General features: G+C 76.2%; 19 protein-coding genes and 2 pseudogenes. 11 read left to right on the top strand and 10 right to left on the bottom strand.

Annotated features, from left to right (window positions below; translation table 11 throughout):
• Window positions 1-112: 112 nt before the first annotated feature.
• Window positions 113-376, top strand: coding sequence for a hypothetical protein (locus tag L6E17_RS03405; protein ID WP_236239258.1), 264 nt, complete (start codon window positions 113-115; stop codon window positions 374-376).
• Window positions 377-630: 254 nt separating this feature from the next.
• Here the strand turns inward: L6E17_RS03405 and L6E17_RS03400 are convergent, their stop codons facing one another.
• From L6E17_RS03400 to hmgA, 6 genes and pseudogenes are all read right to left on the bottom strand, one after another.
• Window positions 631-1,848, bottom strand: coding sequence for a CaiB/BaiF CoA-transferase family protein (locus tag L6E17_RS03400; protein ID WP_236239257.1), 1,218 nt, complete (start codon window positions 1,846-1,848; stop codon window positions 631-633).
• Window positions 1,849-1,994: 146 nt separating this feature from the next.
• Entirely contained in the window at window positions 1,995-4,316 is a 2,322-nt protein-coding gene (gene secD / locus L6E17_RS03395) for a protein translocase subunit SecD (protein WP_236239256.1), read from the bottom strand.
• A 226-nt stretch (window positions 4,317-4,542) separates the two neighbouring features.
• Entirely contained in the window at window positions 4,543-4,773 is a 231-nt protein-coding gene (locus tag L6E17_RS03390; RefSeq protein ID WP_236239255.1) for a hypothetical protein, read from the bottom strand.
• A gap of 336 nt (window positions 4,774-5,109) precedes the next feature.
• Window positions 5,110-6,335 (bottom strand): annotated as a pseudogene (locus L6E17_RS03385) (type ISP restriction/modification enzyme).
• A gap of 14 nt (window positions 6,336-6,349) precedes the next feature.
• Window positions 6,350-7,099 (bottom strand): GntR family transcriptional regulator, encoded by a 750-nt coding sequence (locus L6E17_RS03380; protein ID WP_236239254.1) that lies wholly within the window; start codon window positions 7,097-7,099, stop codon window positions 6,350-6,352.
• Between the two features lie 28 nt (window positions 7,100-7,127).
• Window positions 7,128-8,459: a homogentisate 1,2-dioxygenase gene (gene hmgA, locus L6E17_RS03375; protein WP_374108998.1), complete on the bottom strand. Its 1,332-nt coding sequence runs from the start codon at window positions 8,457-8,459 to the stop codon at window positions 7,128-7,130.
• Between the two features lie 958 nt (window positions 8,460-9,417).
• On the opposite strand from hmgA, the pseudogene L6E17_RS03370 reads away from it, so the two are divergent.
• The 6 genes and pseudogenes from L6E17_RS03370 to L6E17_RS03345 all read left to right on the top strand — a co-directional run bounded on the left by L6E17_RS03370 (window position 9,418) and on the right by L6E17_RS03345 (window position 16,710).
• Window positions 9,418-11,636 (top strand): annotated as a pseudogene (locus L6E17_RS03370) (molybdopterin dinucleotide binding domain-containing protein).
• Window positions 11,637-11,762: 126 nt separating this feature from the next.
• Window positions 11,763-12,434, top strand: a complete 672-nt coding sequence (locus L6E17_RS03365; protein WP_236239252.1) for a hypothetical protein — start codon at window positions 11,763-11,765, stop codon at window positions 12,432-12,434.
• Window positions 12,421-13,290, top strand: coding sequence for a class F sortase (locus L6E17_RS03360; RefSeq protein ID WP_374108979.1), 870 nt, complete (start codon window positions 12,421-12,423; stop codon window positions 13,288-13,290). The genes L6E17_RS03365 and L6E17_RS03360 overlap by 14 nt, the downstream gene beginning before the upstream one ends.
• A 206-nt stretch (window positions 13,291-13,496) precedes the next feature.
• The gene (locus tag L6E17_RS03355) at window positions 13,497-14,090 is read left to right on the top strand and encodes a DUF3574 domain-containing protein (protein WP_308315815.1); all 594 of its coding nucleotides are present in this window, start codon (window positions 13,497-13,499) and stop codon (window positions 14,088-14,090) included.
• A gap of 104 nt (window positions 14,091-14,194) precedes the next feature.
• Window positions 14,195-15,586 (top strand): aldehyde dehydrogenase family protein, encoded by a 1,392-nt coding sequence (locus L6E17_RS03350; RefSeq protein WP_236239251.1) that lies wholly within the window; start codon window positions 14,195-14,197, stop codon window positions 15,584-15,586.
• Between the two features lie 38 nt (window positions 15,587-15,624).
• Window positions 15,625-16,710, top strand: a complete 1,086-nt coding sequence (locus L6E17_RS03345) for a Zn-dependent alcohol dehydrogenase (protein ID WP_236239633.1) — start codon at window positions 15,625-15,627, stop codon at window positions 16,708-16,710.
• Between the two features lie 209 nt (window positions 16,711-16,919).
• On the opposite strand, the gene L6E17_RS03340 is transcribed toward L6E17_RS03345, so the two are convergent.
• Complete coding sequence (locus L6E17_RS03340) at window positions 16,920-17,564, bottom strand: TetR/AcrR family transcriptional regulator (protein ID WP_236239250.1); 645 nt, start codon at window positions 17,562-17,564, stop codon at window positions 16,920-16,922.
• 60 nt (window positions 17,565-17,624) lie between these two features.
• Here L6E17_RS03340 and L6E17_RS03335 point away from each other — a divergent pair, with 60 nt between their 5' ends.
• Together L6E17_RS03335 and L6E17_RS03330 are read left to right on the top strand one after the other, a co-directional pair.
• Window positions 17,625-18,779: an acyl-CoA dehydrogenase family protein gene (locus tag L6E17_RS03335; RefSeq protein ID WP_236239249.1), complete on the top strand. Its 1,155-nt coding sequence runs from the start codon at window positions 17,625-17,627 to the stop codon at window positions 18,777-18,779.
• Between the two features lie 109 nt (window positions 18,780-18,888).
• Window positions 18,889-19,527, top strand: a complete 639-nt coding sequence (locus L6E17_RS03330) for a TetR/AcrR family transcriptional regulator (RefSeq protein WP_236239248.1) — start codon at window positions 18,889-18,891, stop codon at window positions 19,525-19,527.
• Window positions 19,528-19,707: 180 nt separating this feature from the next.
• Here the strand turns inward: L6E17_RS03330 and L6E17_RS03325 are convergent, their stop codons facing one another.
• Complete coding sequence (locus tag L6E17_RS03325) at window positions 19,708-20,172, bottom strand: MaoC family dehydratase (RefSeq protein ID WP_071267730.1); 465 nt, start codon at window positions 20,170-20,172, stop codon at window positions 19,708-19,710.
• Window positions 20,173-20,269: 97 nt separating this feature from the next.
• Here L6E17_RS03325 and soxR point away from each other — a divergent pair, with 97 nt between their 5' ends.
• The gene (soxR, locus tag L6E17_RS03320; protein ID WP_236239247.1) at window positions 20,270-20,767 is read left to right on the top strand and encodes a redox-sensitive transcriptional activator SoxR; all 498 of its coding nucleotides are present in this window, start codon (window positions 20,270-20,272) and stop codon (window positions 20,765-20,767) included.
• A 292-nt stretch (window positions 20,768-21,059) separates the two neighbouring features.
• On the opposite strand, the gene L6E17_RS03315 is transcribed toward soxR, so the two are convergent.
• A complete protein-coding gene (locus tag L6E17_RS03315) occupies window positions 21,060-21,689 on the bottom strand; it encodes a hypothetical protein (protein ID WP_236239246.1) in 630 nt (209 codons plus the stop codon).
• A 361-nt stretch (window positions 21,690-22,050) separates the two neighbouring features.
• On the bottom strand, window positions 22,051-23,391 hold the full coding sequence (locus L6E17_RS03310) for an exo-beta-N-acetylmuramidase NamZ domain-containing protein (protein ID WP_236239245.1): 1,341 nt from the start codon (window positions 23,389-23,391) through the stop codon (window positions 22,051-22,053).
• 101 nt (window positions 23,392-23,492) lie between these two features.
• On the opposite strand from L6E17_RS03310, the gene L6E17_RS03305 reads away from it, so the two are divergent.
• Entirely contained in the window at window positions 23,493-24,257 is a 765-nt protein-coding gene (locus L6E17_RS03305) for an SDR family oxidoreductase (protein ID WP_236239244.1), read from the top strand.
• The last annotated feature ends 40 nt before the right edge of the window (window positions 24,258-24,297 follow it).

Genomic DNA, 24,297 nt, shown 5'->3' with positions numbered 1-24,297 from the left:
CAACCCTCGTATGTGTGCGGTGAATCCCGATACCGGGATACACGGCTGCGATGCGGGGACGATAGGCTTAACGTGGCCCGGGCCGGGTGCCCTTGTACGGGTGGGGAGTGACATGGAACAGATAACGATGCGCAGCAGGCCACGTGTGCCTGCGATCACCTGCAAGAGCAGCGCGACCAGTTCGCGGCTGGACCGCCATCTCGCGGTCCTCGGGGGGCCCGCCATCCCGCAGCGCGACGCTGCGGAGGCCACGTCCCTCATGCGCGAACTGACGAACCGCGACGTCGTGCGCGACCACCGGGGCAAGGGCGTCCGCGTGTCGCTCTTCGCGCCGCTGCGCCGTCTGCGCCGCTCGCTCTTCGGCAGTCACGGCTAGCGGCGCGGGGCAGGCCGGCCGGAGGGCGCGCACACGGCGCACCCCGACCCCCGGGTCCCGCGTTCCGAGACCCAGGGGGCGACCCCACCGCTCATCGCCCCCGGCCTCCCCTCCGCCGCCCGTCTCCTCCCCGGCCCCCGCAGTCCACGGCACCGCCGCCCGCTCCGGTCCCCGTCCCCTTCGGCCCGGCACCACCGCATCCGCCCGGCACCGCGACCCGCGGCCACCCGTCGTCCTCCGGCCCCGTGCCGGATTCAGGCGATGACGCCTTCCCGGCGCAGCGCCTCCCGCTCCGGCTCCGGTACGCCCAGCTCACCGAGCAGCGCGTCCGTGTGCTCCCCGAGCCCCGGCACCGCGCCCATGCGCGCCTCGGGGCCGCCGGGGAAGGTGACCGGGGGCAGCAGGGCGCGCAGCGGGCCCACCGGTGACGGGACCTCGCGCCACCGGTCGCGCGCCGCCAGCTGCGGGTGCGCTGCCACGTCGGCCACCGAGTTCAGGCGGGCGCAGGCGATGCCGGCCGCCTCCAGGAGCCCGACGGCCTCGGCCGTCCCCAGGCGGGCCAGCGCCTCGGCCACCACCGCGTCGGTGCGCTCCCGGTGCGCGACCCGCGCCCGGTTCGTCGCGAAGTCCGGGTCGTCCCCCAACTCCGGTCGCTTCAGCACCTGTTCGGCCAGACGGCGCCACTCGCGGTCGTTCTGCACCGACAGCAGCACCTGCCCGCCGTCCGCCGTCCCGTACGCGTCGTACGGGGCGATGACGGCGTGCGCCACACCGGTGCGGGGCGGGGCCTGCCCGCCGTGCATCCCATGGTGCAGGGGGTGGCCCATCCACTCGGCCAGCGACTCCAGCATGGAGACCTCCACCGGCCCGCCGAGACCCGTCGCCGACCGCCGCAGCAGGGCGGCCAGCACCCCCGAGAACGCGTACATCGCGGCCGCGATGTCGGCCGCCGGGACGCCCGCCTTCACCGGCTGGTCCGGCGTCCCCGTCACGGACACCAGGCCGGCCTCGCACTGCACGAGCATGTCGTAGGCCCGCTTGTGCGCGTAGGGGCCTTCCGCACCGTAGCCGGATATGTCGACGGCGATCAGGCGTGGGTCCGCCGCGCACAGTGTCGCGGCGTCGAGCCCGAGACGGGCGGCGGCGCCCTGCGCCAGATTCTGTACGAACACGTCCGCCCCGGCGACCAGCCGCCGTACGAGCGCGCGGCCACGCGGGTCCTTCAGGTCGACCGCCAGGGACTCCTTGCCGCGGTTGCACCACACGAAGTGCGAGGCGAGACCGCGCGCCGCCGTGTCGTAGCCGCGGGCGAAGTCGCCGCCGTCCGGGCGCTCGACCTTGATCACGCGGGCGCCCAGGTCGGCGAGCTGCCGGGTCGCGAACGGCGCGGAGACGGCCTGCTCGACGGCGACCACGGTGATCCCGTCGAGGGGGAGCGGCTGGTTGCCTGGAGACTGCGGAAAGGTGCTCATGACAGCCGTACCTACCGTGTGCCGGGCCTCCTTGTCACCACCCGCCCCCCGGCGGCCTCGGGGGACAGCGGTACGGACGCGTCGCTGACCGCGCCCACGCCCCTGGCGGTGTGCGTGCGCCACCCGGTTCGCCGGCGCGGGGTCCCTCAGACGACCGCGCCCGTGGAATCGGCGGTCTTGGCCTTGGCGGGGCGGGGCGGGGCCGGGGAGCGGGTCTCCAGGGCGACCGTCAGCGGGAGGGCGGTGAAGACGGTCGAGGCCATGCCCAGGACGACGCCGGCGACGAGCGCCACCGAGAAGTCCGTGAGGGTGTCCCCGCCGAGGACGGCGAGGGCGGCCAGGACGAAGAGGGCGCCCATACCGGTGTTGACCGTCCGGGGCAGGGTCTGGGCCACCGCCCGGTCGGCGAGCTCCGCGAGCGGCAGCCGGCCGCCCTTGCGGCGCAGTTCGCGCAGGCGGTCGAGGACGACGACCGAGTCGTTGACCGAGTAGCCGACGACGGTCAGCAGCGCGGCCAGGAACACGCTGTCCACGGGCTTGCCGAGCCAGGCGAAGAGGCCGACGACGAGCAGCACGTCCTGGGCCATCGCGGCGACGGCCGCCACGGCGTACGTCCAGCGGAAGCGGAGGGAGAGGTAGGCGAGCTGGGCGGTGACGGCGAGTCCGAGCGCGATGAGCGCATGGGTGCGCAGTTCGCCGCCGAGGCTCGGGCCGATCAGGTCGTCGCGCTCGACGGTGACGGGACCGGCGGTCTCCGTGAGGGCCTCGGTGATGCGGGCCTGCGCCGCGTCGCCGGTCTCCCCCACCCGGACGGTGACGTCCCGGTCCCCGTCGCCGGTGGTCTGGACGACGGCGTCGGGGAAGCCCGCCGCGGCGACCGCCGCGCGGGCCGCGTCCGCGTCCACCGCGCGGGTGGCGGTGTACTGGACGTCCCGGCCGCCGGTGAACTCGACGCCCAGTTCGACCCCCCGCGCTCCGAGACCGGCGAGGGCGAGAAGGAGCAGCGCGGTGCTGACGGTGAACCAGCGGCGCCGGTGGGCCATCAGCCGGGGTGCCTTCCGGCTCAGCCGGGTGCGGAGCCGCCCGAGGCCCGCCATGCCGGTCAGCCGGGGCCTGCGGCGTACGGCGGGCAGGGCGAGGGCCAGGTCGGCGAGCAGCCGGGTGATGACCATGGCGGTGACCATCGAGGCGAGGACCCCGATGGCGAGGGTCACGCCGAAGCCCTTCACGGGGCCGGTGGCGAAGGCGAAGAGGAGGCCGGCGGCGAGGAGGGTGGTGATGTTGGAGTCGGCGACGGCGCTCCACGCCTTGCCGAAGGCGGCGGCGAGCGGGCGGCGCGGATCGCGAGTGGCGGCGGCGCGGCCGAGGGCCGCGTACTCCTCCCTGGCCCGTTCGAAGACGAGGACGTTGGCGTCGACGGCGATGCCGACCGCGAGGACGAAGCCGGCGAGGCCGGGGAGGGTGAGGGTGGCGCCGAGCGCGACGACGGCCGCGTACGAGATCAGTCCGTAGAGGAGCAGGGCGACGGTGGCGAGGAGGCCGAGGAGCCGGTAGACGGCGATGACGAAGACACCGGTGCAGGCGAGGCCGATGACGGCGGCGAGGGCGCTGGCGCGGATGGCCTCGGCGCCGAGGGTCGGGCCGACGGTGCTCTGCTCGATCGTGGTGACGGGGACGGGCAGTGCGCCGCCCTCGACGAGAGCGGCGAGGTCGCGGGCCTCCTGGGCGGAGAAGCCGCCGGTGATCTGGGTGGCGCCGCCGACGATGCCGCTGCCGCAGGCCACGCCGGACTGCATGGCGGGGGCGGAGACGATCCGTCCGTCGAGGACGATCGCGACCCGCCGGGAGGGGTCGCCGGGCGGGGCGCAGGCGGCCTCGCCGGTGAGGCGGGCCCAGTCGTCGGCGGCGTCGTCGCGGAAGGCGAGGTCGACGGTCCAGCCGGCTCCGCTGGTGGTGTCGAGGACGGCGTCGGCGCTCTTGACCCCGTCACCGGTGAGGGCGGGGGCGGCGAGCACGAGGAAGCGGGGGGAGCCCGGGGCGGCGTCGGGGTCGGGGAGGACCCGGGTGCCGTCGGCGGCGGGCGGCTTCTCCGGTCCGCCGGCCGCGCCGGTGACGGCGTGGATGGTGAGCTGGGCGGTGCGGCCGATGACCTCGGCGGCCTCGCGCGGGTCGCGCAGGCCGGGGAGTTCGACGATGATCCGGTTCTCGCCGGAGCGGGCGAGCGACGGCTCGGCGACGCCGAGTCCGTCGACCCGCTTGCGGAGCACTTCGAGGGTGCGGTCGGTGGCCTCGGCGTCGGCGCGGACCCCGGGGGCGTCCTGCGTCTCCAGGACGATCCGGGTGCCGCCGCGCAGGTCGAGGCCGAGGCGCGGCGAGGTGGTGAGGACGGTCCAGAGGGCGAGCCCGACGACGGCGAGGGCGAGGAGCGCGCGCCGGAGCACGGCGGCGGACGACGGGGACGATGGCATGGGATCTCCACGGGCGGTGCACGGCCGCGGCCGGGGCGGCGGGCCGTGCGGGGCGGACGAGCTGGGTACGCGCGCGCCGGACCGTGCTCGCGGGATACGGCGGATCGGCTCCGGGCCCTCCCGGCGGCAGCCGGGGGCGTCGTGAGCTCCGCGGGTTCCCGTCGGCACGGCCTCGGCCGGGCGGCGGGCAGGCCGGCGGCCCGGGCGGCGGCGCGGTGTAACGGCGTCAGCTGTGCCGGGTGGAGGGCGGGCCCCGCGGGGCGGTGGGGTCGTACGGGAGGCCGGGCGGCGCGCGCTCGCGGAGCGCGTCCGCCTCGACCCGCCCGCGTCCGGGGGCCTGGTCCGCGTCCCGGACGGGCGGGGGCGCCGCGGGCGGCGGCGCCGGGAGCCGTACGGACTGCTCGACGACCACGGGCAGTTCCACGGCCTCCGCGGCGGCCACGCGGGTGTCGGGCACCGGGAGGGGGTCGCGGCGGTGACCGTGGGCGGCGCCGCGGTCCGTACGGGCCGGTCGGCGGCGGGGCGTTGCTCGGCCTCCGCGGCGGCCGCGCGGGTGTCGGGCGCCGGGGCGGGGGCCGCGACGGCGGCCGGCGGGCGGCGGGGGCGCTCGCGGGCGGCACGAGGAACGCGCAGAGCGCGCAGAGCAGCGCCGGCAGGAGCCGGGCCAGGACGCGGCCGGGGGACGGTCCGGTGACGTGCACCCTCCCACCTCCGTACTCCGTCGTGACCTCGTGTCGGGCCAGCCTAGACCGATCCCGCCGCCGACGGCTGCCCCGATGCTCCCGAGGCCGCCCTACAGCAGCGCGAACTGGCCCTCCGGCCCCTCCTCGGGGAGGTCCAGGACCGACGCGGGCCCGCGGGCGGCGGCGGGCGGCGGCAGCACCCCGGCGGCCCTCAGGTCCCCCAGGCCGAGGCGCGGCTCCTGCGGGTCCGCGAGCAGCGCCGCCCGCTCGGCCGCCAGCCCGCCCAGCAGCGCCAGCACCGTGACCAGCTCCAGCAGCTCCGACGTCCACTCCCGGGGCCACGACGGCGGGCGGACCGCCTCCAGCGTGCCGGGCTCCGCCGGCGCCGTGCGGCGCTCGAACCACAGCGGCAGCACGCGGACCCCCGACACGTGGAAGTCCCACGCCTCCACCGGCACCGGCGCGATCCGGCCGGTGCCGCCCACCAGCAGCGCCTCCTCCTCGGCGTCGTACGCGAGGGTGTCCGGGTGCGGCGGCAGCGCGGCCCGCACGTAGGGGCGGCGGCCCCCGGGCAGCCGCGGCCGCTCCCCGCCCCGCGCGCCGCGCAGCTGCACGTCCGTGAGCCGTCGGCCCAGCGCCACGCCCGCCGCCCACACCCGCGGGTCGGCCGGCAGCGGCACCGCGCACCCGGCGGGCGAGGGCCGTGCGGCCGCCACCGCCCACGCCAGCAGGTCCGCGGCGGACACGGGCACCCCGTACCGCGCCGCCAGCAGCTCCGGCAGGCCCGGGGCGACGTTCGGCTCGCGGCCGCCGGGGCGGCGGTAGAGGGCCGGATCCGGCCGGGCCGGCCCGCGGCGGGGCGGCCGTCCGGCAGCGCGGCCGTCACCAGCAGCGCGGGGCCCGCCGCCTCCGCCCGGCCCTGCGGCAGGGGCACGCGGCCCTGCTCGACGGCGAACAGCTGGTGGCCGTCCGCGACCCGCCACAGCTCGGGCCGCGCCGCGTCGATGAGCCGGTGGTCGGGCAGCAGCCACTGCTCGTCGAAGGGCCCGCACGCCACCCGCACGGGCTCCGGGCAGGGCCCCGTTTCCCGAGCGAAGCGGACCGTGCCGGTCCGCTGCCCCGGCAGCGCGGCCACCGCGCGGTGCGGGCTCCTGGACCGGCTCGGGCGGAACAGCTCCTCGCGCCGCGCGCCCCCGGCCGCGACCAGCGTGTCCCAGCGGGTGCGCAGCGTGCGGGCGTCCGGGGCGACCACCCAGTCGCGCCCCAGCGTCAGCGGCGCCACGGACCAGGGCATCAGGTCGTCCAGCAGCGGCGTCTCATCGGTCACGGGCCGCATGGTAGTGACCGCGCTCAGTCGGCTTCGACCGTCACCGTGAAGGAGAACCGGTCGCCCCGGTAGCGGATCCGGGCCACGTCCACGACCCGGCCGTCCTCGCCGTAGGTGACGCCGGTGTAGTGCAGGATCGGCGACAGCAGCGGCACCTGGAGCAGCTCCGCGGTCTCCGGGTCGGCGAGCCTGGCCTCCACCGTGTCCGTGATGCGGCTGATGCGCACCCCGACCGTGTCCCGCAGCACCTTCGTCATGGGCCAGCGCTCCAGGTCGGCCAGGTCGATGGCGGCGGCCAGCTCGGGCCGTACGGCGTTCTCCGCCCAGTTCGTCGGCTCGCCCGTGTCCGCGTCACGGCGCAGCCGCCGGTACGCGACGACCTCGGAGGCGTCCGGGAAGTGCTCGGCGAGGTCGCCGGCCACCCTGACGGGGCCGTGCCCGAGGATCGTGGTCCGCTCGCCCGACTGCTGGGCCACGATCGCGTCGATCGAGCCCAGCAGCCGCCGGGGGGCGCTGCGCCGCGCACCCGGTTCGATGAAGGTGCCGCGCCGCCGGTGCCTGCTGATCAGGCCCTCCTCCTCCAGCTCCTTGAGGGCCTGCCGCATGGTCAGCACGCTGACCCCGTAGTGGGCCGCGAGCTGCTCCTCCGTGGGCAGGCGCAGGGAGGCGTCCGGGGAGCGCCCGAGTATCGACGCGCGCAGGGACTGGGACACCTGGTACCAGAGCGGCAGCTTGCGGTTCAGGACCAGCGAGTCGGGGGCGAAGGCGGACACGGCATCTCCGTACTGCGCTGACGCGGTGCTATGAGCGGAAGTGGCGCTCAAGACCCTGCCACACGTCGTCGTACCCCCGCTGCAGGTGGTCGGCGTTCGCGGCCAGGGCCGTCGCCGTCACCGGCCAGCGGGTCTCGAACATGAAGGCCAGGCCGTCGTCGACCTTCTGCGGCCTCAGCTCGGCGGCGCTCGCCTTGTCGAAGGTCTCCCGGTCCGGGCCGTGCGCCGACATCATGTTGTGCAGCGAGCCGCCGCCGGGCACGAAGCCCTCCGCCTTCGCGTCGTACGCGCCCTCGATGAGGCCCATGTACTCGCTCATCACGTTGCGGTGGAAGTAGGGCGGGCGGAAGGTGTCCTCGCCGACCAGCCAGCGCGGCGCGAACACCACGAAGTCGACGTTCGCGAGGCCCGGGGTGTCGGACGGCGAGGTCAGCACCGTGAAGATCGACGGGTCCGGGTGGTCGTAGCTGATGGTGCCGATGACGTTGAACGTGCGCAGGTCGTACACGTACGGCACATGAGTCCCGTGCCAGGCGACGACGTCGAGCGGGGAGTGCCCGTACACGGCCCGCCACAGGTTCCCGCAGTACTTGCTGACGACCTCGACGGGTCCCTCGACGTCCTCGTAGGCGGCGACGGGCGCGCGGAAGTCCCGGGGGTTGGCGAGCCCGTTGGCGCCGATGGGCCCGAGGTCCGGGAGCTGGAAGGGCTGCCCGTAGTTCTCGCACACGTACCCGCGGGCGGTGGCGTCCAGCAGCTCGACGCGGAAGCGGACACCGCGCGGGACCAGCGCCACGTCGCCGGGGCGGGCGGTGAGCAGGCCGAGCTCGGTGCGCAGCAGCAGCCCGCCCCGCTCCGGGACGATCAGCAGCTCGCCGTCGGCGTCGCTGAAGACCCGCTCCATGGAGGCGTTCGCGTGGTAGAGGTGCACGGCCATGCCGGTGCGCTGGGCGGCGTCGCCGTTGCCGCCGAGGGTCCACAGGCCGGCGAGCCAGTCGGTGCCGGGCGCCGGGTCCGGCAGGGGGTTCCAGCGCAGCCGGTTGGGGTCGGGGACGGTCTCGGTGAAGGGGGCCGAGCGCAGGGCGCCGTTGTCGGCGCGGGTGAACGGCGGGTGCGCCGCCGAGGGGCGGATCCGGTACAGCCACGACCGTCGGTTGCCGGCCCGGGGCTCGGTGAAGGCGCTGCCGCTGAGCTGCTCCGCGTACAGCCCCAGGGGGGCGCGCTGCGGGGAGTTGCGGCCCTGGGGGAGGGCGCCGGGGACGGCCTCCGACTGGTGCTCGTTGCCGAAGCCGGAGAGGTACTCCAGGCTGTCGGCGATCTTGATGGTTCGCTCGTTCGCCGATCCGGCGACGCCGCCCATGGTCATGGCACGCTCCTGCTGCTCATGGAATCCTATGGGAGACCGTAGGATTCCGTGGGGCCCGCCGTCAACGGGAAGCGGTCCGTGCGAGTGGCGATGGGACGCCCGAAGCCCCGGAAGGGTTCCGCCGGGCGGACGCCCCGGGGGCGGGCTGCACGGGGCGGCCGGAGGCGTCCGCGACCGCGGAACCCGCCGGACGGCTGCTGCCGCAGGAGCCGTGCGGCCGCGGAGCCGTGCGGCTGCGGAGTGGCGCGGTCCCGGGGTGGCGCGGTCGCGGAGCCGTGCGGCTGCGGAGTGGCGCGGTCGCGGGGTGGCGCGCTCCCGGAGTGGCGCGGTCGCGAACCCTGCCGGAGCGGCTGCGCTGTGGTGCGCGTCGTGTCCGTGCGGCTCGGCCTTGTCTGTGGGGTGCCTGCTGGTGCTGCGTCGTTTCCGGTCGCCGGGTCATGCGGGCCCCTGGGGCTGTGGGTGGTCGCGGGCGGTGCCGGAAGGGTTGCGCTGTGGTGCGTGTCGTGTCCGTGCGGCTCGGCCTCGTCTCCGGGTGCCTGCTGGTGCTGCGTCGTCCCGCTGCCGAGGGCGTGCGGATCCCTGTGGGCGTCCGGCGGTCGCGGAGCCGTGCCGCAAGGGCCGGGGGAGAGGGGGCGCCGGTGCGTGCGTCCGTGCGGCCCGGTGGTGATCCCGGACGGCGCTGCTTCTCCGCGTCGGTCCCGCACCGGCCTCCTGCGGGCTGCCCCTCGGGCAGGCGGGCTCTGGTGTCCGCCGCCGCACCCCCTGCGCCGCGCCCCGGAGCGCCCTCCCGCGCCCTCTGGCCGGCCCGGGGCCCAGGGGTGGTCCCCGCCCCGACTCCACCGCGCCGCCCGCGCGGAGTCTCCGCCCCGCGGCCCCTCGCCAGCATGCCTACCGGTCGGTATGCTCGGCGCCGCGGTTCCCGCCCACTCCACAGGCCGACCCGGGGAGACCCATGCCGAGCGACACCGCCGCCACCCGCACCGCACCCCGCATCTGCCCGCTCTGCGAAGCCACCTGCGGGCTCACGCTGACCATCGCCGGCACCCGCGTCACGCAGGCCCGCGGCGACCGCGACGACGTCTTCAGCCGCGGGTTCGTCTGCCCCAAGGGGGCGTCGTTCGGCGAGCTCGACGCGGACCCCGACCGGCTGCGGGCACCGCTCGTACGGAAGAACGGCAGCCTGCGGGAAGCCGACTGGGACGAGGCGTTCGACGCCGTGGCCCGCGCCGTCCCCGCGGTCGCCGCGGCCCACGGCCCGGACTCCGTCGGTGTCGTGCTCGGCAACCCCAACGTGCACACCATGGCCGGAGCCCTCTACCCGCCGCTCCTCCTCGGGGCCCTGCGGACCCGGAGCCTCTTCACCGCCTCCACCGTCGACCAGATGCCGAAGCACGTCTCCAGCGGCCTGCTCTTCGGCGACCCCTTCGCCATCCCCGTCCCCGACCTCGACCGCACCGCCCACCTGCTGATGCTCGGCGCCAACCCGCTGGACTCCAACGGCAGCCTGTGCACCGCCCCCGACTTCCCCGGCCGCCTCAAGGCGCTCCGGGCGCGCGGCGGCACCCTCACGGTCGTCGACCCGCGCCGCACCCGCACCGCCCGCCTCGCCGACCGGCACGTGCCGATCCGGCCCGGCACCGACGCCCTGCTGCTGGCCGCCCTCGCCCAGGTGCTGTTCACCGAAGGCCTCACCGACCTCGGGCCGCTCGCCCCGCATGTCGAGGGCGTCGCCGACGTGGAGGAGGCGGTACGGGACTTCACCCCAGAGGCCGTGGCCGCCGCCTGCGACGTGGCTCCCGGCACCATCCGGGCCATGGCGCGCGAGCTGGCCGCCGCGCCCTCCGCGGCCGGCTACGCGCGCGTGGGCGGGAGCACCGTCGCGTACGGCACGCTCACCAACTGGCTGGTGGACGTCCTGAACGTCCTCACCGGCAACCTCGACCGGCCCGGCGGGGCCCTCTTCCCCCTCTCCGCCACGGCGCCCGCGCCCCGCCCCGCGGGCCCCGGCAAGGGGTTCGCCCTCGGCCGCTGGGCGAGCCGGGTGAGCGGCCACCCCGAAGCCAAGGGCGAACTGCCCCTCGCCGCACTGGCGGAGGAGATCGACACCCCCGGCGAGGGCCGCATCCGCGCGCTCGTCACCATCGCCGCCAACCCCGTCCTGTCCGCTCCCGACGGCGACCGCCTGGACCGCGCCCTCGGCGGCGGACTGGACTTCATGGTCGCGGTGGACCCGTACCTGAACGAGACCACCCGCCACGCCGACGTCGTCCTGCCCCCGCCGCCGCCCTCCCAGAGCGCCCACTTCGACTTCGCGTTCAACGGCTTCGCCGTCCGCAACCAGGCGCGCTACACGCCCGCCGCCATCCCCCTGGAGGAGGGGCGGATGGACGAATGCGAGATCCACGCCCGGCTCGTGCTGGCCGTGTCCGGCCTGCACGGCACCGCGGGCCCCGGCGCCGTGGACGCCCTGGCGGTCGACCGCGCCCTGGCGCGGGCCGTGACGGAGCCGCACTCGCCGCCCACGGCCAGGACCCCGCCGCCTTCGCGGCGCGGCTCGCCGGCCGCACCCCCGCCGAGCGGCGGCTCGACCTGATGCTGCGCCTCGGCCCGTACGGGCTGACGCTCGACGACCTGCTGGCCTCCCCGCACGGCATCGACCTCGGCCCCCTGCGGCCCCGGCTGCCCGGGCCGCTGAAGACCCGCAGCGGCCGGGTCGAGCTGCTGCCCGCGCCCCTCGCGGCCGACCTGCCCCGGCTGCGTGCCGCCCTGGCGGCGGGCCCCGCGCCGCTGGTGCTGGTGGGCCGCCGGCACCTGCGCTCCAACAACAGCTGGATGCACAACGTGCCCGCCCTCAACCGCGGCAGCAACACCTGCACCCTCCAGGTGCACCCCGACGACGCGGCACGCCTCGGCGTGGCCGACGGCGGCCGTGCCCGCGTCAAGGGCGAGGGCGGCGAGCTGGTGGTGCCGGTCGACGTGACCGACGCCGTACGGCCCGGAGTGGTCAGCCTCCCGCACGGCTGGGGCCACGACCGGCCGGGCACCCGTCTCGCGGTGGCCTCGGCCCGGCCGGGCGCCAACGTCAACCAGCTGCTCGACGGCTCCCGCCTCGACCCGCTGTCCGGCACGGCCGTCCTCAACGGCTTCCCGGTGGAGGTGTCCCCGGAGTAGTGGGCCGACCGGGGGAACACGCGCGGCACGCCGTCGCAGGAGCCGGAGATGTCCGTGAATTGACTGATAGTCGGATTATCAGCTGATAAGGCTGATCCATCCGACCTTCTCACGGAGGCCCCTTTCATGACCGCAGCCCGACCACTCCTGCGCACCGCCGTCGCCGGTCTCGCCCTCGCGGGCGTCGCGTTCGGCTCCGCTCCCGCCGCCCAGGCCCAGGTGCCCGGCGAGAACGGTGACATCAAGGTGCACCGCAACACCACGTCGGCCACCGACCAGCGCAACGAACCCCGGGTGGGGTGCCTCTTCTACCTCGCGGCCTTCAACTTCGACGCCCTCCAGAACGTCACCTGGAGGATCGACCACCAGCCGATGCGCGCCGGCGACCCCGTCCTCAGCGACACCATGACCCTCACCGCCGGTACCGGCGTGACGGACGAGCTGACCCTGCCGGACGGCATGTACAAGGTCACCTGGACCATCCCCGGCACCCCGCTGCCGCCGGCCAAGCACAAGGTCTTCCGCGTCGACTGCGACCGCGACGGCAACGGCGGCCAGAACGGCAACGGCAAGGACCACGGGAAGGACCAGGGCAAGGACCACGAGAAGGACTACGGCAAGGACGACCACTACAAGCACCCGCACGGCGGCGTCGGCGCGGGCGGCGGCGGCATGGCGGAGACCGGCGGCGACGGTTCCACGGCGTTCGGTGTGGGCTCCGCGCTCGCGGCCGGCCTCGCGGGGACGGCCGCGGTGGTCCTCGTCCGCCGTCGCCGGCGCGCCCATGGCACGGCGTAGGCCCTGGACCGCACGGTTCAACCGTCGGCAGCGGCGCCTCATCCGCCTCACCAGGACCCTGGTGCTGGCGTGGGCGCTGGTCGCCGGCGGGATGTGGTGGGCCCAGGACGGCGAGCCGTCCGGGCCCGCCCTGGCCGCCGGGCCCGCCGCGAGCCAGGCGGCGGAGCCCGGCGCCGCGCCCCGGACCGGCCCGGCGCCTGAGCCGCCCGTCCCGGCCGAGGCGGACACCCGGTCCGGCAGCGGGACCCGGCCGGGCGGCGCCGCGCCCACCCCCGCGCGGCAGTCCGCACCCGCGGCGGCGGCGACCCCCAAGCCGAAACCGCCGCCGCCGCAGCCGCCGCCGAAGAAGGCGCCCAAGGCGCCCCCCGCGCCCCTTCCGCCTTCCCCTGCCAAGCGCCTCGCCATCCCCGCCATCACCATCGAGGCGCCCGTCATCGGCCTCGGCCTCGACCGGTCGGGCCGGCTGTACTCGCCGCCGGTCGACAACCCCCGGCTGGTCGGCTGGTACAAGGACGGGCCCACGCCCGGCGAGAAGGGCACCGCCATCGCGGTCGGGCACCGCGACACCAAGACCGGACCCGCCGTCTTCCTGAACCTGAACGTCCTGAAACCCGGCAACACCGTCCGCGTCACCCGCGAGGACGGCCTCACCGCCGTGTTCACGGTCGACCGGGTGCGGACGTACGACAAGAACCGCTTCCCCGACAAGGAGGTGTACGGCCCGGCCGACCGCCCCGAGCTGCGTGTGCTCACCTGCGGGGGCGCGTTCGACCGGAAGAAGGGCTACGCCGCCAACGTCGTCGTGTTCGCCCACCTCACGGACGTGCTGCCCGCGGGCGCCGCACGCAAGGCCTGACGGCACGGACCCGGCGCGTGCCCGCGCCCCACGGGAGCGCGGGCCCGCCGGCTGTTTCCGGCCGTTTTCGGACCCGCTCACCCGCGGTTGCACTGCCGCCCCCTCCCCGGCGACTGCCCCCGCCCCTGCGGCCGGCGGTCGACCGAGCCCGCCGCGCCCCGTGCGCCGCGCGTGCGGCACCCCCACCGCAGAGGAGAAGATCCCGCATGCCGCTCGTCCCGCCCCCTGCGCCATCCGGGCCCGCCCCGGCCGCTTCGGCTCCCTCCGGCCCCACGGCAGCCGCGCCCTCGCCCGCGCCATCGCCCGCGCCCGCGCCCTCGCCCTCGCCCGCGCGCGCCGCGTCGCCGCGCCGGGGCCGCCTCGCCGCCGCCGCGGCCGCCGCCGCCCTGCTCGCGGTCGCGGCCCCGGCCGCCTCTGCTGGCTTCGGCGATGCCGCACCGCCCCCGGTGGCCGCCGCCCCGGCCGGTGCGGAGCCGTTCGCCGAGACGCGCCTGCTCTTCGGCACCGAGCGGCCCGACGGCGGACCCGCCGTGACCGACCGGGAGTTCACGGCCTTCGTCGACCGCGAGGTCACCCCCCGCTTCCCCGACGGACTGACCGTGCAGGAGGGGCGCGGCCAGTGGCGCGGCGCGGACGGCACGGTGGTGCGCGAGCGGTCGTACGAGCTGGTGCTGCTCTACCCCTCGGCGCAGGCGCGCGAGAGCAGCCCGAAGATCGAGCGGATCAGGGAGGCGTACCGGCTGCAGTTCGGCCAGGAGTCCGTCGCCCGAGTCGACGACCGGGTCCGCGTCGGCTTCTGACGCCGGCGCCTTCCGGCTCTGGCGCCCGAAAACTACCGCCGCTAGTTTGGTGGGCAGCAGCCGAGCCACCGCTCGGGCCGGGCGGGAGTACAAGGGAGCAGCGGATGAAGGTCCTCGACGGCGTCTACGTGGACGGGGCGTGGCGGTCCGCCGGTGCGGCGGAGCCCCTCGCGGTGGTCAACCCGGCGACCGAGGAGGTCGTCGCCCGGGTCGGCGCCGGGTCGGCACAGGACGTGGACGCGGCCGTGCGGGCCGCCCGCGCGGCCTTCCCCGGCTGGGCCGCCACCCCGCCCGCCGAGCGCGCGGCCCGGCTCGCCGCGCTGCGCGACGCGATGGCGTCCCGGGCCGACGAGATCGCCGCGACCGTCACCAGCGAGCTGGGGGCCCCGCCGAAGCTCGCCCAGGCCGTGCACACGCAGCTGCCGATCGCGGTCGCCGGCTCGTACGCCGAACTGGTCGCCTCCTACCCCTTCGAGACGCGGGTGGGCAATTCCACCGTGCTGATGGAGCCGGTGGGCGTGGTCGGCGCGATCACCCCCTGGAACTACCCCCTGCACCAGATCGTCGCCAAGGTGGCCCCCGCGCTTGCCGCCGGCTGCGCGGTCGTCCTCAAGCCCGCCGAGAACACCCCGCTCACCGCCCGGCTGTTCGCGGAGGTCGTGCACGAAGCGGGCTTCCCGGCGGGGGTGTTCAACATGGTCTGCGGCCTCGGCCCGGTCGCCGGGCAGGCCCTTGTCGAGCACCCCGGGGTGGACATGGTGTCCTTCACCGGCTCCACGGCCGTCGGCCGCCGGATCGGCGCCCTCGCCGGCGGCGCCGTCAAGCGCGTCGCCCTGGAGCTCGGCGGCAAGTCCGCGAGCGTCCTGCTGCCCGGCGCCGACCTCGCCCCCGCCGTGAAGGCGACCCTGGCCAACGCCCTGTCCAACTCCGGGCAGCGGTGCAGCGCCCTGACCCGGGTCCTCGTCCACCGGGACCAGTACGACGAGGCCGTCGCCCTCGCCGCCGAGGCCGTCGCCGACTATGTGCCCGGCGAGCGCATCGGCCCCCTCGTCAGCGCGGACCAGCGCGACCGGGTCGTCGGCTACATCGAGAAGGGCCTCGCGGAGGGCGCCCGCCTGGTGGCCGGCGGCCCCACCCCGCCGCTGACCCGCGGCTACTACGTCAGCCCGACCCTCTTCGCCGACGTCACACCGGAGATGGCCATCGCCCAGGAGGAGATCTTCGGGCCCGTCGTCGCGTTCCTCCGGTACGAGGACGAGGAGGACGCGCTGCGCATCGCCAACGGCACGGTCTACGGCCTCGCGGGCGCCGTGTGGGGCGAGCCGGCCGCGGCCGCCGCCTTCGCCCGCCGTATGGAGGCCGGGCAGGTGGACGTCAACGGCGGCCGCTTCAACGCGCTGGCCCCCTTCGGCGGCCACAAGCAGTCCGGCATCGGCCGCGAGCTCGGCGAGCACGGCCTGACCGAGTACCTGCACACCAAGTCCCTCCAGTTCTGAGCCCGCCGTCCAGCCGCCGTCCGAGCCGGGAGAAACAGATCGTGGTCGTCCGCGCCGCCGTCCTGCCGTCCGTCGGGTCTCCGCTGGAGATCACCGGCATCCACCTGCCCGAGCCGGGGCCCGGTCAGGTCCGGGTCCGCCTCGCCGCCGCCGGGGTGTGCCACTCCGACCTGTCCCTCTCGGACGGCACCATGCGCGTGCCCGTGCCCGCCGTCCTCGGCCACGAGGGCGCGGGCACGGTCGTCGCCGTGGGGGAGGGCGTCACGCACGTCGCACCCGGCGACGGCGTGGTCCTCAACTGGGCGCCGTCCTGCGGGTCCTGCCACCACTGCGGGATCGGGGAGGTGTGGCTGTGCACCGAGGCGCTGAGCGGCACCGGGCGGGTGCACGCCGTCACCGAGGACGGTACCGAGCTCCACCCGGGCCTCAACGTCGGCGCGTTCGCCGAGGAGACCGTCGTCGCCGCGGCCTGCGTGCTGCCTGTGCCCGAGGGGGTGCCGCTCGCCGACGCGGCCCTGCTCGGCTGCGCCGTCCTCACCGGTTACGGCGCCGTCCACCACGCGGCGCGGGTTCGCCGGGGGGAGTCCGTGGCGGTGTTCGGGGTCGGCGGGGTCGGGCTGTCGGCCCTCCAGGCGGCGCGGATCGCCGGCGCGGGGCCGATCGTCGCCGTCGACGTGTCACCGGAGAAGGAGGCCCTCGCCCGGGCCGCCGGAGCCACGGACTTCGTCGTCGCCTCCGCCACCACCGCCAGGGAGATCCGCGCGCTGACCGGCGGGCGCGGCGCGGACGCGGCCGTCGAGTGCGTCGGCCGGGCCGTCACCATCCGCACCGCCTGGGACTCCACCCGCCGCGGCGGGCGCACCACGGTCGTCGGCATCGGCGGCAAGGACCAGCAGGTGTCCTTCCACGCCCTGGAGATCTTCCACTGGGGCCGCTCCCTGACCGGCTGCGTGTACGGGAACGCCGACCCGGCCGCCGACCTGCCGGTGCTCGCCGAGCACGTCCGCGCCGGCCGGCTCGACCTGTCGGCCCTGGTCACCGACCGGATCGCCCTGGACGGCATCCCGGCGGCGTTCGACAACATGCTCGCCGGCAAGGGAGGGCGCGCCCTGGTGGTCTTCTGACCCTGCCCGCCTGCCCGCCTGCCCGCCTGCCCGCCTGCCCGCCTGCCCGCCTGCCCGCCTGCCCGCCTGCCCGCCTGCCCGCCTGCCCGCCTGGCACGCACGGCCCGACGCTCCCGCCCTGCGCGGGTCCGTCCGCCCCGCGTACGCGCCCCCCGCGTACGCGCCCCCCGCGCCCCGATCCCCGGGCACGGGGCGGTGCGGCTTGCGGTTCACGCCCGTACGACGGCCTCGTACCGCACCGCCAGCCCGTCGAGCAGCGCCCGCAGCCCCGTCTCGAACGCGCCCTCGTCGACGCGCTCCTGGTGCTCGGCGAGTAGGTGCGCCTGCCCGAGGTGCGGGTAGTCGGCCGGGTCGTACGCCGCCGCGTCGTCGACGAAGCCCAGGGCGAAGGAGCCCAGCGCGGAGCCGGTGACGAAGTACCGCATCAGGGCGCCGATGTGGGTGGCCATGGCGGGCGGCCAGCCCGCCCGCACCATCGCGCCGAACACCGCGTCCGCCACCCGCAGGCCCGCGGGGCGGCGGCCCGGGCCGCGGGCCAGCACCGGCACGATGTTCGGGTGCGCGGTGAGGGCGGCCCGGTAGGACACCGCCCAGTCGTGCAGCGCCGTGCGCCAGTCGCGCGGGTCGCCCGCGTCGAACATCGACAGGTCGACCTGCGCGCTCACCGCGTCCGCGACCGCCTCCAGGATCTCGTCCTTCGTGCGGAAGTGGTTGTACAGCGAGGGCCCGCTGACCCCGAGTTCGGCGGCGAGCCGCCGGGTCGACACCGCCTCCAGGCCCTCCGCGTCCACCAGGGCGGCCGCCGCCGCGACGATGCGTTCACGGCTGAGCAGGGGCTTGCGCGGTCGGGCCATGCGGCACATAGTAGGGCTGCCGACAAAAACTAGCAGTGGTAGTTAATGAGGGGAGCCCCCGTGGACCTGGAGCTGAGCCGGGAGCAGCAGGACGTCCGGCGGCTCGCCGAGGACTTCGTCCGCCGCGAGGTGGTGCCGTACGCCGCCGCGTGGGACCGCGCCGAGAGCGTCGACCGGGCGATCGTGCAGAAGCTCGGCGCGCTCGGCTTCCTCGGCCTCACCCTCCCCGAGCAGTACGGCGGCTCGGGCGGCGACCACCTGGCGTACTGCCTGGTCACCGAGGAGCTGGGGCGCGGGGACTCCGCCGTGCGCGGGATCGTCTCCGTCTCGCTCGGGCTGGTCGCCAAGACGATCGCCGCCTGGGGCGACGAGGAGCAGAAGCGGCGCTGGCTGCCGGGGCTGGCCTCGGGCGAGCTGCTCGGCTGCTTCGGGCTCACCGAGCCCGGCACCGGCTCCGACGCCGCGGGCCTGGCCACCCGGGCGGTCCGGGAGCCGGGCGGCGACTGGGTGGTCAACGGCTCCAAGATGTTCATCACCAACGGCACCTGGGCCGACGTCGTGCTGCTCTTCGCCCGCACGAACGAGGCCCCCGGCCACCGCGGGATCTCCGCGTTCCTCGTCCCCGCCGGCGCTCCGGGCCTCAGCCGGCGACCCGTCCACGGCAAGCTCGGCCTGCGCGGCCAGGCCACCGCGGAACTGGTCCTCCAGGACGTCCGGGTGCCGGCGGGCGCCCTCCTCGGGGCGGAGGGCAAGGGGTTCGCCGTCGCCATGTCCGCCCTCGCCAAGGGGCGGATGTCCGTTGCCGCGGGCTGTGTCGGCATCGCCCAGGCCGCGCTCGACGCCGCGGTGGGGTACGCGGGGCAGCGCGAGCAGTTCGGCAGGCCCATCGCGTCGTACCAGCTCGTCCAGGAGCTTCTGAGCGACATTGCGGTGGACGTCGAGGCCGCCCGGATGCTGACCTGGCGGGTCGCCGACCTCGTCGACCGGGGGCGGGACTTCGCCACCGCGGCCTCCCAGGCCAAGCTCTTCGCCTCGGAGGCCGCGGTGCGCTGCGCGAACAACGCCCTCCAGGTCTTCGGCGGCTATGGCTACATCGACGAGTACCCGGTCGGCAAGCTCCTGCGGGACGCCCGCGTGATGACCCTCTACGAAGGCACGAGCCAGATCCAGAAGCTGATCATCGGCCGTGCGCTCACCGGAGTGTCCGCCTTCTGAGCGGGGCGCCCGGAGGCCGGAAGGGACCGGTCCGCCCCCCAATGCCCTAAGCGCTTGCTCACCGGCGGGGTATGGTGGTCGCCTCGGGTACGGAAGGGGCGAGCGAACGATGAGTACGGCGGAGGAGAAGGCCGGCACCGACGACGCGGCCTGGGGCGAGGTCGCGCCGGACGCGGCGCGGCGGCTGCTCGTGGCCGCCGTCGACGCGTTCGCGGAGCGCGGCTACCACGCCACGACCACCCGGGACATCGCGGGCCGCGCCGGCATGAGCCCCGCGGCGCTCTACATCCACTACAAGACGAAGGAAGAGCTCCTCCACCGGATCAGCAGCATCGGCCACACCAAGGCGCTGGAGATCCTGGAGGGCGCCGCCGGCAGCCCCGGCACGGCCGCCGAGCGGCTGTCCCGCGCCGTGCGGTCCTTCGTCCGCTGGCACGCCGGCCGGCACGCCACGGCGCGCGTCGTGCAGTACGAGCTCGACGCCCTGCGGCCCGAGCACCGCGACGAGATCGTCGCGCTGCGCCGCAGGAGCGACGCGGCGGTGCGGCGCATCATCGACGAGGGCGTCGCCGCGGGCGAGTTCGACGTGGCGGACGTGCCCGGCACCGCCCTCGCCGTCCTGTCGCTCTGCATCGACGTGGCCCGCTGGTTCAACGTGAAGGGCCGCCGCAGCCCGGAGGAGGTCGGGGACCTCTACGCAGGGCTGGTCCTGCGCATGGTGGGCGCGGACGGGTCCGGGACCGCGTAGCGGCGCCGCCGCCTCCCGGGCGGCCCCGGTCGCGGGCCCCCGGGCCGCGGCCTCCGATGCCCCCGGGCGACGGGCTCCGATCCCCCGGGCCGCGGGTCGCCGTTCTCCACCCGGTGCCCGGTGCCCGGTGCCCGGTGCCCGGTGCCCGGTGCCCGCCGGCCGGGGGGCGCCGTCCCGGTGTCAGAAGGCGTACCGGTACACCGGCTCCGCCACGCACACCGGCTTCGTGCCGCCCTCCCGCTCCACGGTGACGGCGGCCGTCAGCTGCACCCCGCCGCCCGGCACGTCCACGACCTCCTTCAGGACGGCGGTCGCCCGCAGCCGCGACCCCACGGGCACCGGAGCCGGGAAGCGGACCTTGTTGGCCCCGTAGTTGAGGCCCATCGTGACGCCTTCCACGCGCAGCAGCTGCGGGACCAGCACGGGCAGGAGGGACAGCGTCAGATAGCCGTGGGCGATCGTCGTGCCGAACGGCCCCGCCGCGGCCCGCTCCGGGTCCACGTGGATCCACTGGTGGTCGCCGGTCGCCTCGGCGAACAGGTCGATCCGCTTCTGGTCCACCTCCAGCCAGTCGCTCGGGCCGAGCTCCTCCCCGACCGCGGCCCGCAGCTCGTCGGCGGACGTGAACACCCTGGGCTCTGCCATGCCTGCTCCCTGCTCTCCTGCTCGTCGACTGTCTAAGCGCTTGCTCAGCATGCTGGGGGTGCGCCGCGCCTGTCAACGGACCAGTAGGCTCCACGGGATGGCGCAGATCCCGCAGAAGATCCACGAGCTCACCGTCGGCCAGCTCTCCGCCCGCAGCGGAGCCGCCGTCTCGGCCCTGCACTTCTACGAGTCGAAGGGCCTCATCACCAGCCGCCGCACCAGCGGCAACCAGCGCCGCTACACCCGTGACGCGCTGCGCCGCGTCGCCTTCGTGCGCGCCGCCCAGCGCGTCGGCATCCCGCTGGCCGCCATCGGCGAGGCGCTGGCGCAGCTCCCCGAGGGGCGCACCCCCACGCCGGAGGACTGGGCTCGGCTCTCCGAGCGGTGGCGCGGCGAACTGGACGCCCGTATCGAGCAGCTCAGCCTCCTCCGCGACCAGCTCAGCCAGTGCATCGGCTGCGGCTGCCTGTCCCTGAAGAGCTGCGCGCTGTCCAACCCGGATGACGCCATAGGGGACGCCATCACCGGGTCCCGGCTCCTGGGCGAGCGCCGCCGCAGGCCCGGCGAGGAGGGGAACCCCCGGGCGGGGGAGTAGCCGCACCGGTCCGCACGGGCGGTGGGGAGGGCCGCCGGACGGCACGATGCCCTCTCGCAGCCGCGTACCGGCGCCCGTGCCGGGCCCTGTCCGCGCCGGGCGCCGCGCCGGGGCGGGTGGCATCGTCCGGCCGCTGTACGGCCTGACGGCCGGTCACCCGCGGCCCGGCGCGGGGGACGCGGCCGTGCGGGCGGCCCTCCCGGCCGCCGGACCCGCAGGGCCGTCCGCCGCCGTCGACGCGCGGGCCTCCCGGCCCGCCGCCCGGCCGCCCGACCTCCCGGCCCCCGCGGCGTCAGCCCGCGGCCGCGAGCCCCCGCAGTGCGCCGGCGCCCGACGCGGGCTGCCGCCGCGCCGTCGCCAGCACCTCGTCCGCCAGCGCCTGTACGGGCACCACCACCCCGCACCGCGCGCACAGCGGTCCGCAGCCGGGCAGGCCGGAGGCGCCGGGGCGCCATCCGAAGCGGGCCCCGCCGCACACCGGGCACCGCCTGCCGGGGCCCGCCTCCAGCGCCGTGATGAGCCGGCGCAGCACCTCGCCGAGCGGCGCCTGCGGATGCACTTTCGGGTCCGCGCACGGCGCCACCCCGTTGCCGCCCCAGGTGCGGCGGTGCCAGTCGTCGACCGCCGACGGGCGCCGCAGTCCCAGGTGCTTCTCCCTCCTGCGGCGCTCCGCGACCCGCCGCTCGTACGCGAGCCACACCGCCCGCGCGTCCTCCAACTCCTCCAGCGCGGCCACCAGCCGCGCCGGATCGGCGTCCCGGTCGTCGGGCCCGAACCCGTGCCTGCCGCACAGGTGGTGCCAGGTCGCCCGGTGCCCGTACGGGGCGAACCGCTCCAGGCACTTGCGCAGCGCATAGCGCCGCAGTGCCGGATCGCACCCCGGATCGCGTACCTGTCTTGCGAGACTTCGGAATCCGGCCATCGCTCCGCCACCTCCGTCGCTGGTCCTCCGGCGTCGCTGAATGGACGTACGGGTGCCCGCATTCGGCTCCATCGAAAATCGGATGGACCCCATCACCGGTACGTCCCACCACTGATACGGAAGCGGCCCGGGAGGTGTTCGGCGCCGGCGGGCGCGGGACCGGCAGCCGCCTGCCGCACGGGAGTTCCGCCTGCCGCACGGGAGTTCCCCTGCCGCGCGCCGGCGGACAGCGCATCCGGCTGCCGCGGCAGGGGAGTTCCACCGCCGCGTACCGCGTACCGCGTACCGTGCGCCGCCGGGCTGCCTCAGCTGCCCTTGCCCGCCCCGCCCGCCGGGCCGGCTCCCCTCTGGGCCCGCCGCCTCACCGGTACAGGAGGTAGCGGAGCCGTACGGCGCGGAAGGCCGCCAGGTCCCGCTGCCAGGCCGCCGTGACCTCGCCGGTGTCCGCGCCCGCGTCGACGAGCGTGCGCACCGCCGTGGAGCCCGTCAGCTTGTCGATCCACCGGTCGGGCCGCCAGGCGAACCCGTCCCACACCCGGCGGGCCGTCACCAGCAGCCCCACCCCGGTCCGCACCGGGTCGAACACCTCGCGGTCCACCACGTGGACCTGCACACCGCCGACCGTGCGGCCCGCGAACTTCGAGAAGACCGGGGCGAAGTACGCCTCGCGGAACCGCACCCCCGGCAGCTCCAGCGCGTTCGCCGCCTCGGCCCACCGCCGTGCGTCGAGGCCCTCCGCGCCCAGCAGTTCGAACGGCCGGGTCGTGCCCCGCCCCTCCGACAGGTTCGTCCCCTCGAACAGGCCCGTCCCCGCGTACACCAGCGCGGTGTCCGGCGTCGGCATGTTCGGACTGGGCGGCACCCACGGCAGGCCCGTCGTGTCGAAGAGGTCGCCGCGCCGCCACCCCGCCATCCGTACGACCTCCAGGTCCACGGGGCGCCGCAGGAACTCGCCGGCGAACAGCCGCGCCAGCTCCCCCGCCGTCATCCCGTGCGCCAGCGCCACCGGCTCCCGGCCGACGAACGACGCGAACGCCCGCTCCAGCACCGGCCCCCGCGCCGCCCTGCCGCCGACCGGGTTCGGCCGGTCCAGCACCACGACCCGGCTGCCCGCCAGCGCCGCCGCGGCCATGGAGTCGTACAGGGTCCAGACGTACGTGTAGAAGCGGGTCCCCACGTCCTGGATGTCGAAGACCACCGTGTCCGCACCGGCCTCGGTGAACACGTCGGCCAGCGCCCGGCCGCTCTTCCCGTACGTGTCGTACACCGGCAGCCCCGTCGCCGGGTCGTCGGTCCTGCCCTCCGAACCGCCCGCCTGCGCCGTGCCCCGGAAGCCGTGCTCGGGGCCGAACACCGCCACCAGGTCCACCCGCTCGTCGGCGTGCATCACGTCCACGATGTGCCGCAGGTCGCCGGAGGCCACGCCGGTCGGGTTCGTGACGACCCCGACCCGCTGCCCGGTCAGCAGCCGGTAGCCGTCGGCCGCGAGCCGGTCGAACCCGGTCGTCACGCCGCCGGCGTCCGGGCTCGGCGGCGCCGTCCCCCGCGTCCCCGTGGCCGCCGTGCCTGTGGGGTGCGGGTCCTTCGGCCGCGGCTCCCGAGCGGACGCGCACGCCGCGCCCCCGCCCGTGCAGACGGCCGCCGCCGCACCGGCCAGCACCCCGCGCCGGCTCGGGTCCGGCAGCCTCAGTGTGGGATCCATGATCCTGCACGCTAGGCGGCCGACCCCTTCCGCCATGGCATACCGACTGGTTAGTCTGTCGCCCGTCCGCGGTACCGGATCCGTCGAGAGGTGGTGCGCCGATGGGCGGCGTACGAGGTCAGGGAGTCGTCGTCACCGGCGCGGGCGGCGGCATCGGCGCCGCGCTCGCCCGCCGGTTCGCCGCCGAGGGCTGCCGCGTCGCGGTCAACGACCTGGACGCGGAGCGGGCCCGGGCCGTCGCCGCGGAGATCGGCGCCGTCGCCGTCCCCGGCGACGCCTCCGCCGTCGTCGACGCGGCCCGCGAGGCGCTCGGCGGCACCGTCGACGTGTGGTGCGCCAACGCCGGACTCGCCGCGCCGGGCGACGCCTTCGCCGACGAGGCGGTCTGGTCCGCCGCGTGGGACGTCAACGTCATGGCCCACGTCCGCGCCGCCCGCGCCCTGCTGCCCGACTGGCTGGAGCGCGGCGCAGGCCGGTTCGTCTCCACGGTGTCGGCCGCCGGGCTGCTCACCATGGTCGGCGCCGCGCCCTACAGCGCCTCCAAGCACGCCGCGTACGCCTTCGCCGAATGGCTGTCCCTCACCTACCGCCACCGCGGGCTGAAGGTCCACGCCGTCTGCCCCCAGGGCGTGCGCACCGACATGCTGACGGCCGCGGGCTCGGCGGGCAAGCTCGTCCTCGCCCCCACCGCGATCGAGCCCGAGGACGTCGCGGACGCGCTCTTCCGGGGCATCGAGGAGGACCGGTTCCTGATCCTGCCCCACCCCGAGGTCGCCGACTACTACCGTGCCCGCGCGGGCGACCCGGAGCGCTGGCTCGGCGGCATGAACGGCATCCAGCGCGCCTGGGAGGACGCCATGGCGTGAGCCGCGCCGGACGAATGGGAAGATCGGTCGACGACCAGGC

Origin of the sequence: Streptomyces sp. CC228A (assembly GCF_021390935.1) — a bacterium.
Classification (GTDB): Bacteria; Actinomycetota; Actinomycetes; order Streptomycetales; family Streptomycetaceae; genus Streptomyces.
Note: the sequence above shows the minus strand (reverse complement) of the source record. Positions and strands in the feature narration are given on the sequence as shown.

Excerpts from the sequence above, each read along its gene's own strand:
- L6E17_RS03330 (WP_236239248.1), top strand. The coding sequence starts at position 18,889 with ATGAGTACGGCGGAGGAGAAGGCCGGCACCGACGACGCGGCCTGGGGC.
- L6E17_RS03310 (WP_236239245.1), bottom strand. The coding sequence starts at position 23,391 with ATGGATCCCACACTGAGGCTGCCGGACCCGAGCCGGCGCGGGGTGCTG.
- L6E17_RS03355 (WP_308315815.1), top strand. The coding sequence starts at position 13,497 with ATGCCGCTCGTCCCGCCCCCTGCGCCATCCGGGCCCGCCCCGGCCGCT.
- secD (WP_236239256.1), bottom strand. The coding sequence starts at position 4,316 with ATGCCATCGTCCCCGTCGTCCGCCGCCGTGCTCCGGCGCGCGCTCCTC.
- L6E17_RS03315 (WP_236239246.1), bottom strand. The coding sequence starts at position 21,689 with ATGGCCGGATTCCGAAGTCTCGCAAGACAGGTACGCGATCCGGGGTGC.
- L6E17_RS03400 (WP_236239257.1), bottom strand. The coding sequence starts at position 1,848 with ATGAGCACCTTTCCGCAGTCTCCAGGCAACCAGCCGCTCCCCCTCGAC.
- hmgA (WP_374108998.1), bottom strand. The coding sequence starts at position 8,459 with ATGGGCGGCGTCGCCGGATCGGCGAACGAGCGAACCATCAAGATCGCC.
- soxR (WP_236239247.1), top strand. The coding sequence starts at position 20,270 with ATGGCGCAGATCCCGCAGAAGATCCACGAGCTCACCGTCGGCCAGCTC.
- L6E17_RS03405 (WP_236239258.1), top strand. The coding sequence starts at position 113 with ATGGAACAGATAACGATGCGCAGCAGGCCACGTGTGCCTGCGATCACC.
- L6E17_RS03350 (WP_236239251.1), top strand. The coding sequence starts at position 14,195 with ATGAAGGTCCTCGACGGCGTCTACGTGGACGGGGCGTGGCGGTCCGCC.
- L6E17_RS03325 (WP_071267730.1), bottom strand. The coding sequence starts at position 20,172 with ATGGCAGAGCCCAGGGTGTTCACGTCCGCCGACGAGCTGCGGGCCGCG.
- L6E17_RS03365 (WP_236239252.1), top strand. The coding sequence starts at position 11,763 with ATGACCGCAGCCCGACCACTCCTGCGCACCGCCGTCGCCGGTCTCGCC.
- L6E17_RS03360 (WP_374108979.1), top strand. The coding sequence starts at position 12,421 with ATGGCACGGCGTAGGCCCTGGACCGCACGGTTCAACCGTCGGCAGCGG.
- L6E17_RS03340 (WP_236239250.1), bottom strand. The coding sequence starts at position 17,564 with ATGGCCCGACCGCGCAAGCCCCTGCTCAGCCGTGAACGCATCGTCGCG.
- L6E17_RS03305 (WP_236239244.1), top strand. The coding sequence starts at position 23,493 with ATGGGCGGCGTACGAGGTCAGGGAGTCGTCGTCACCGGCGCGGGCGGC.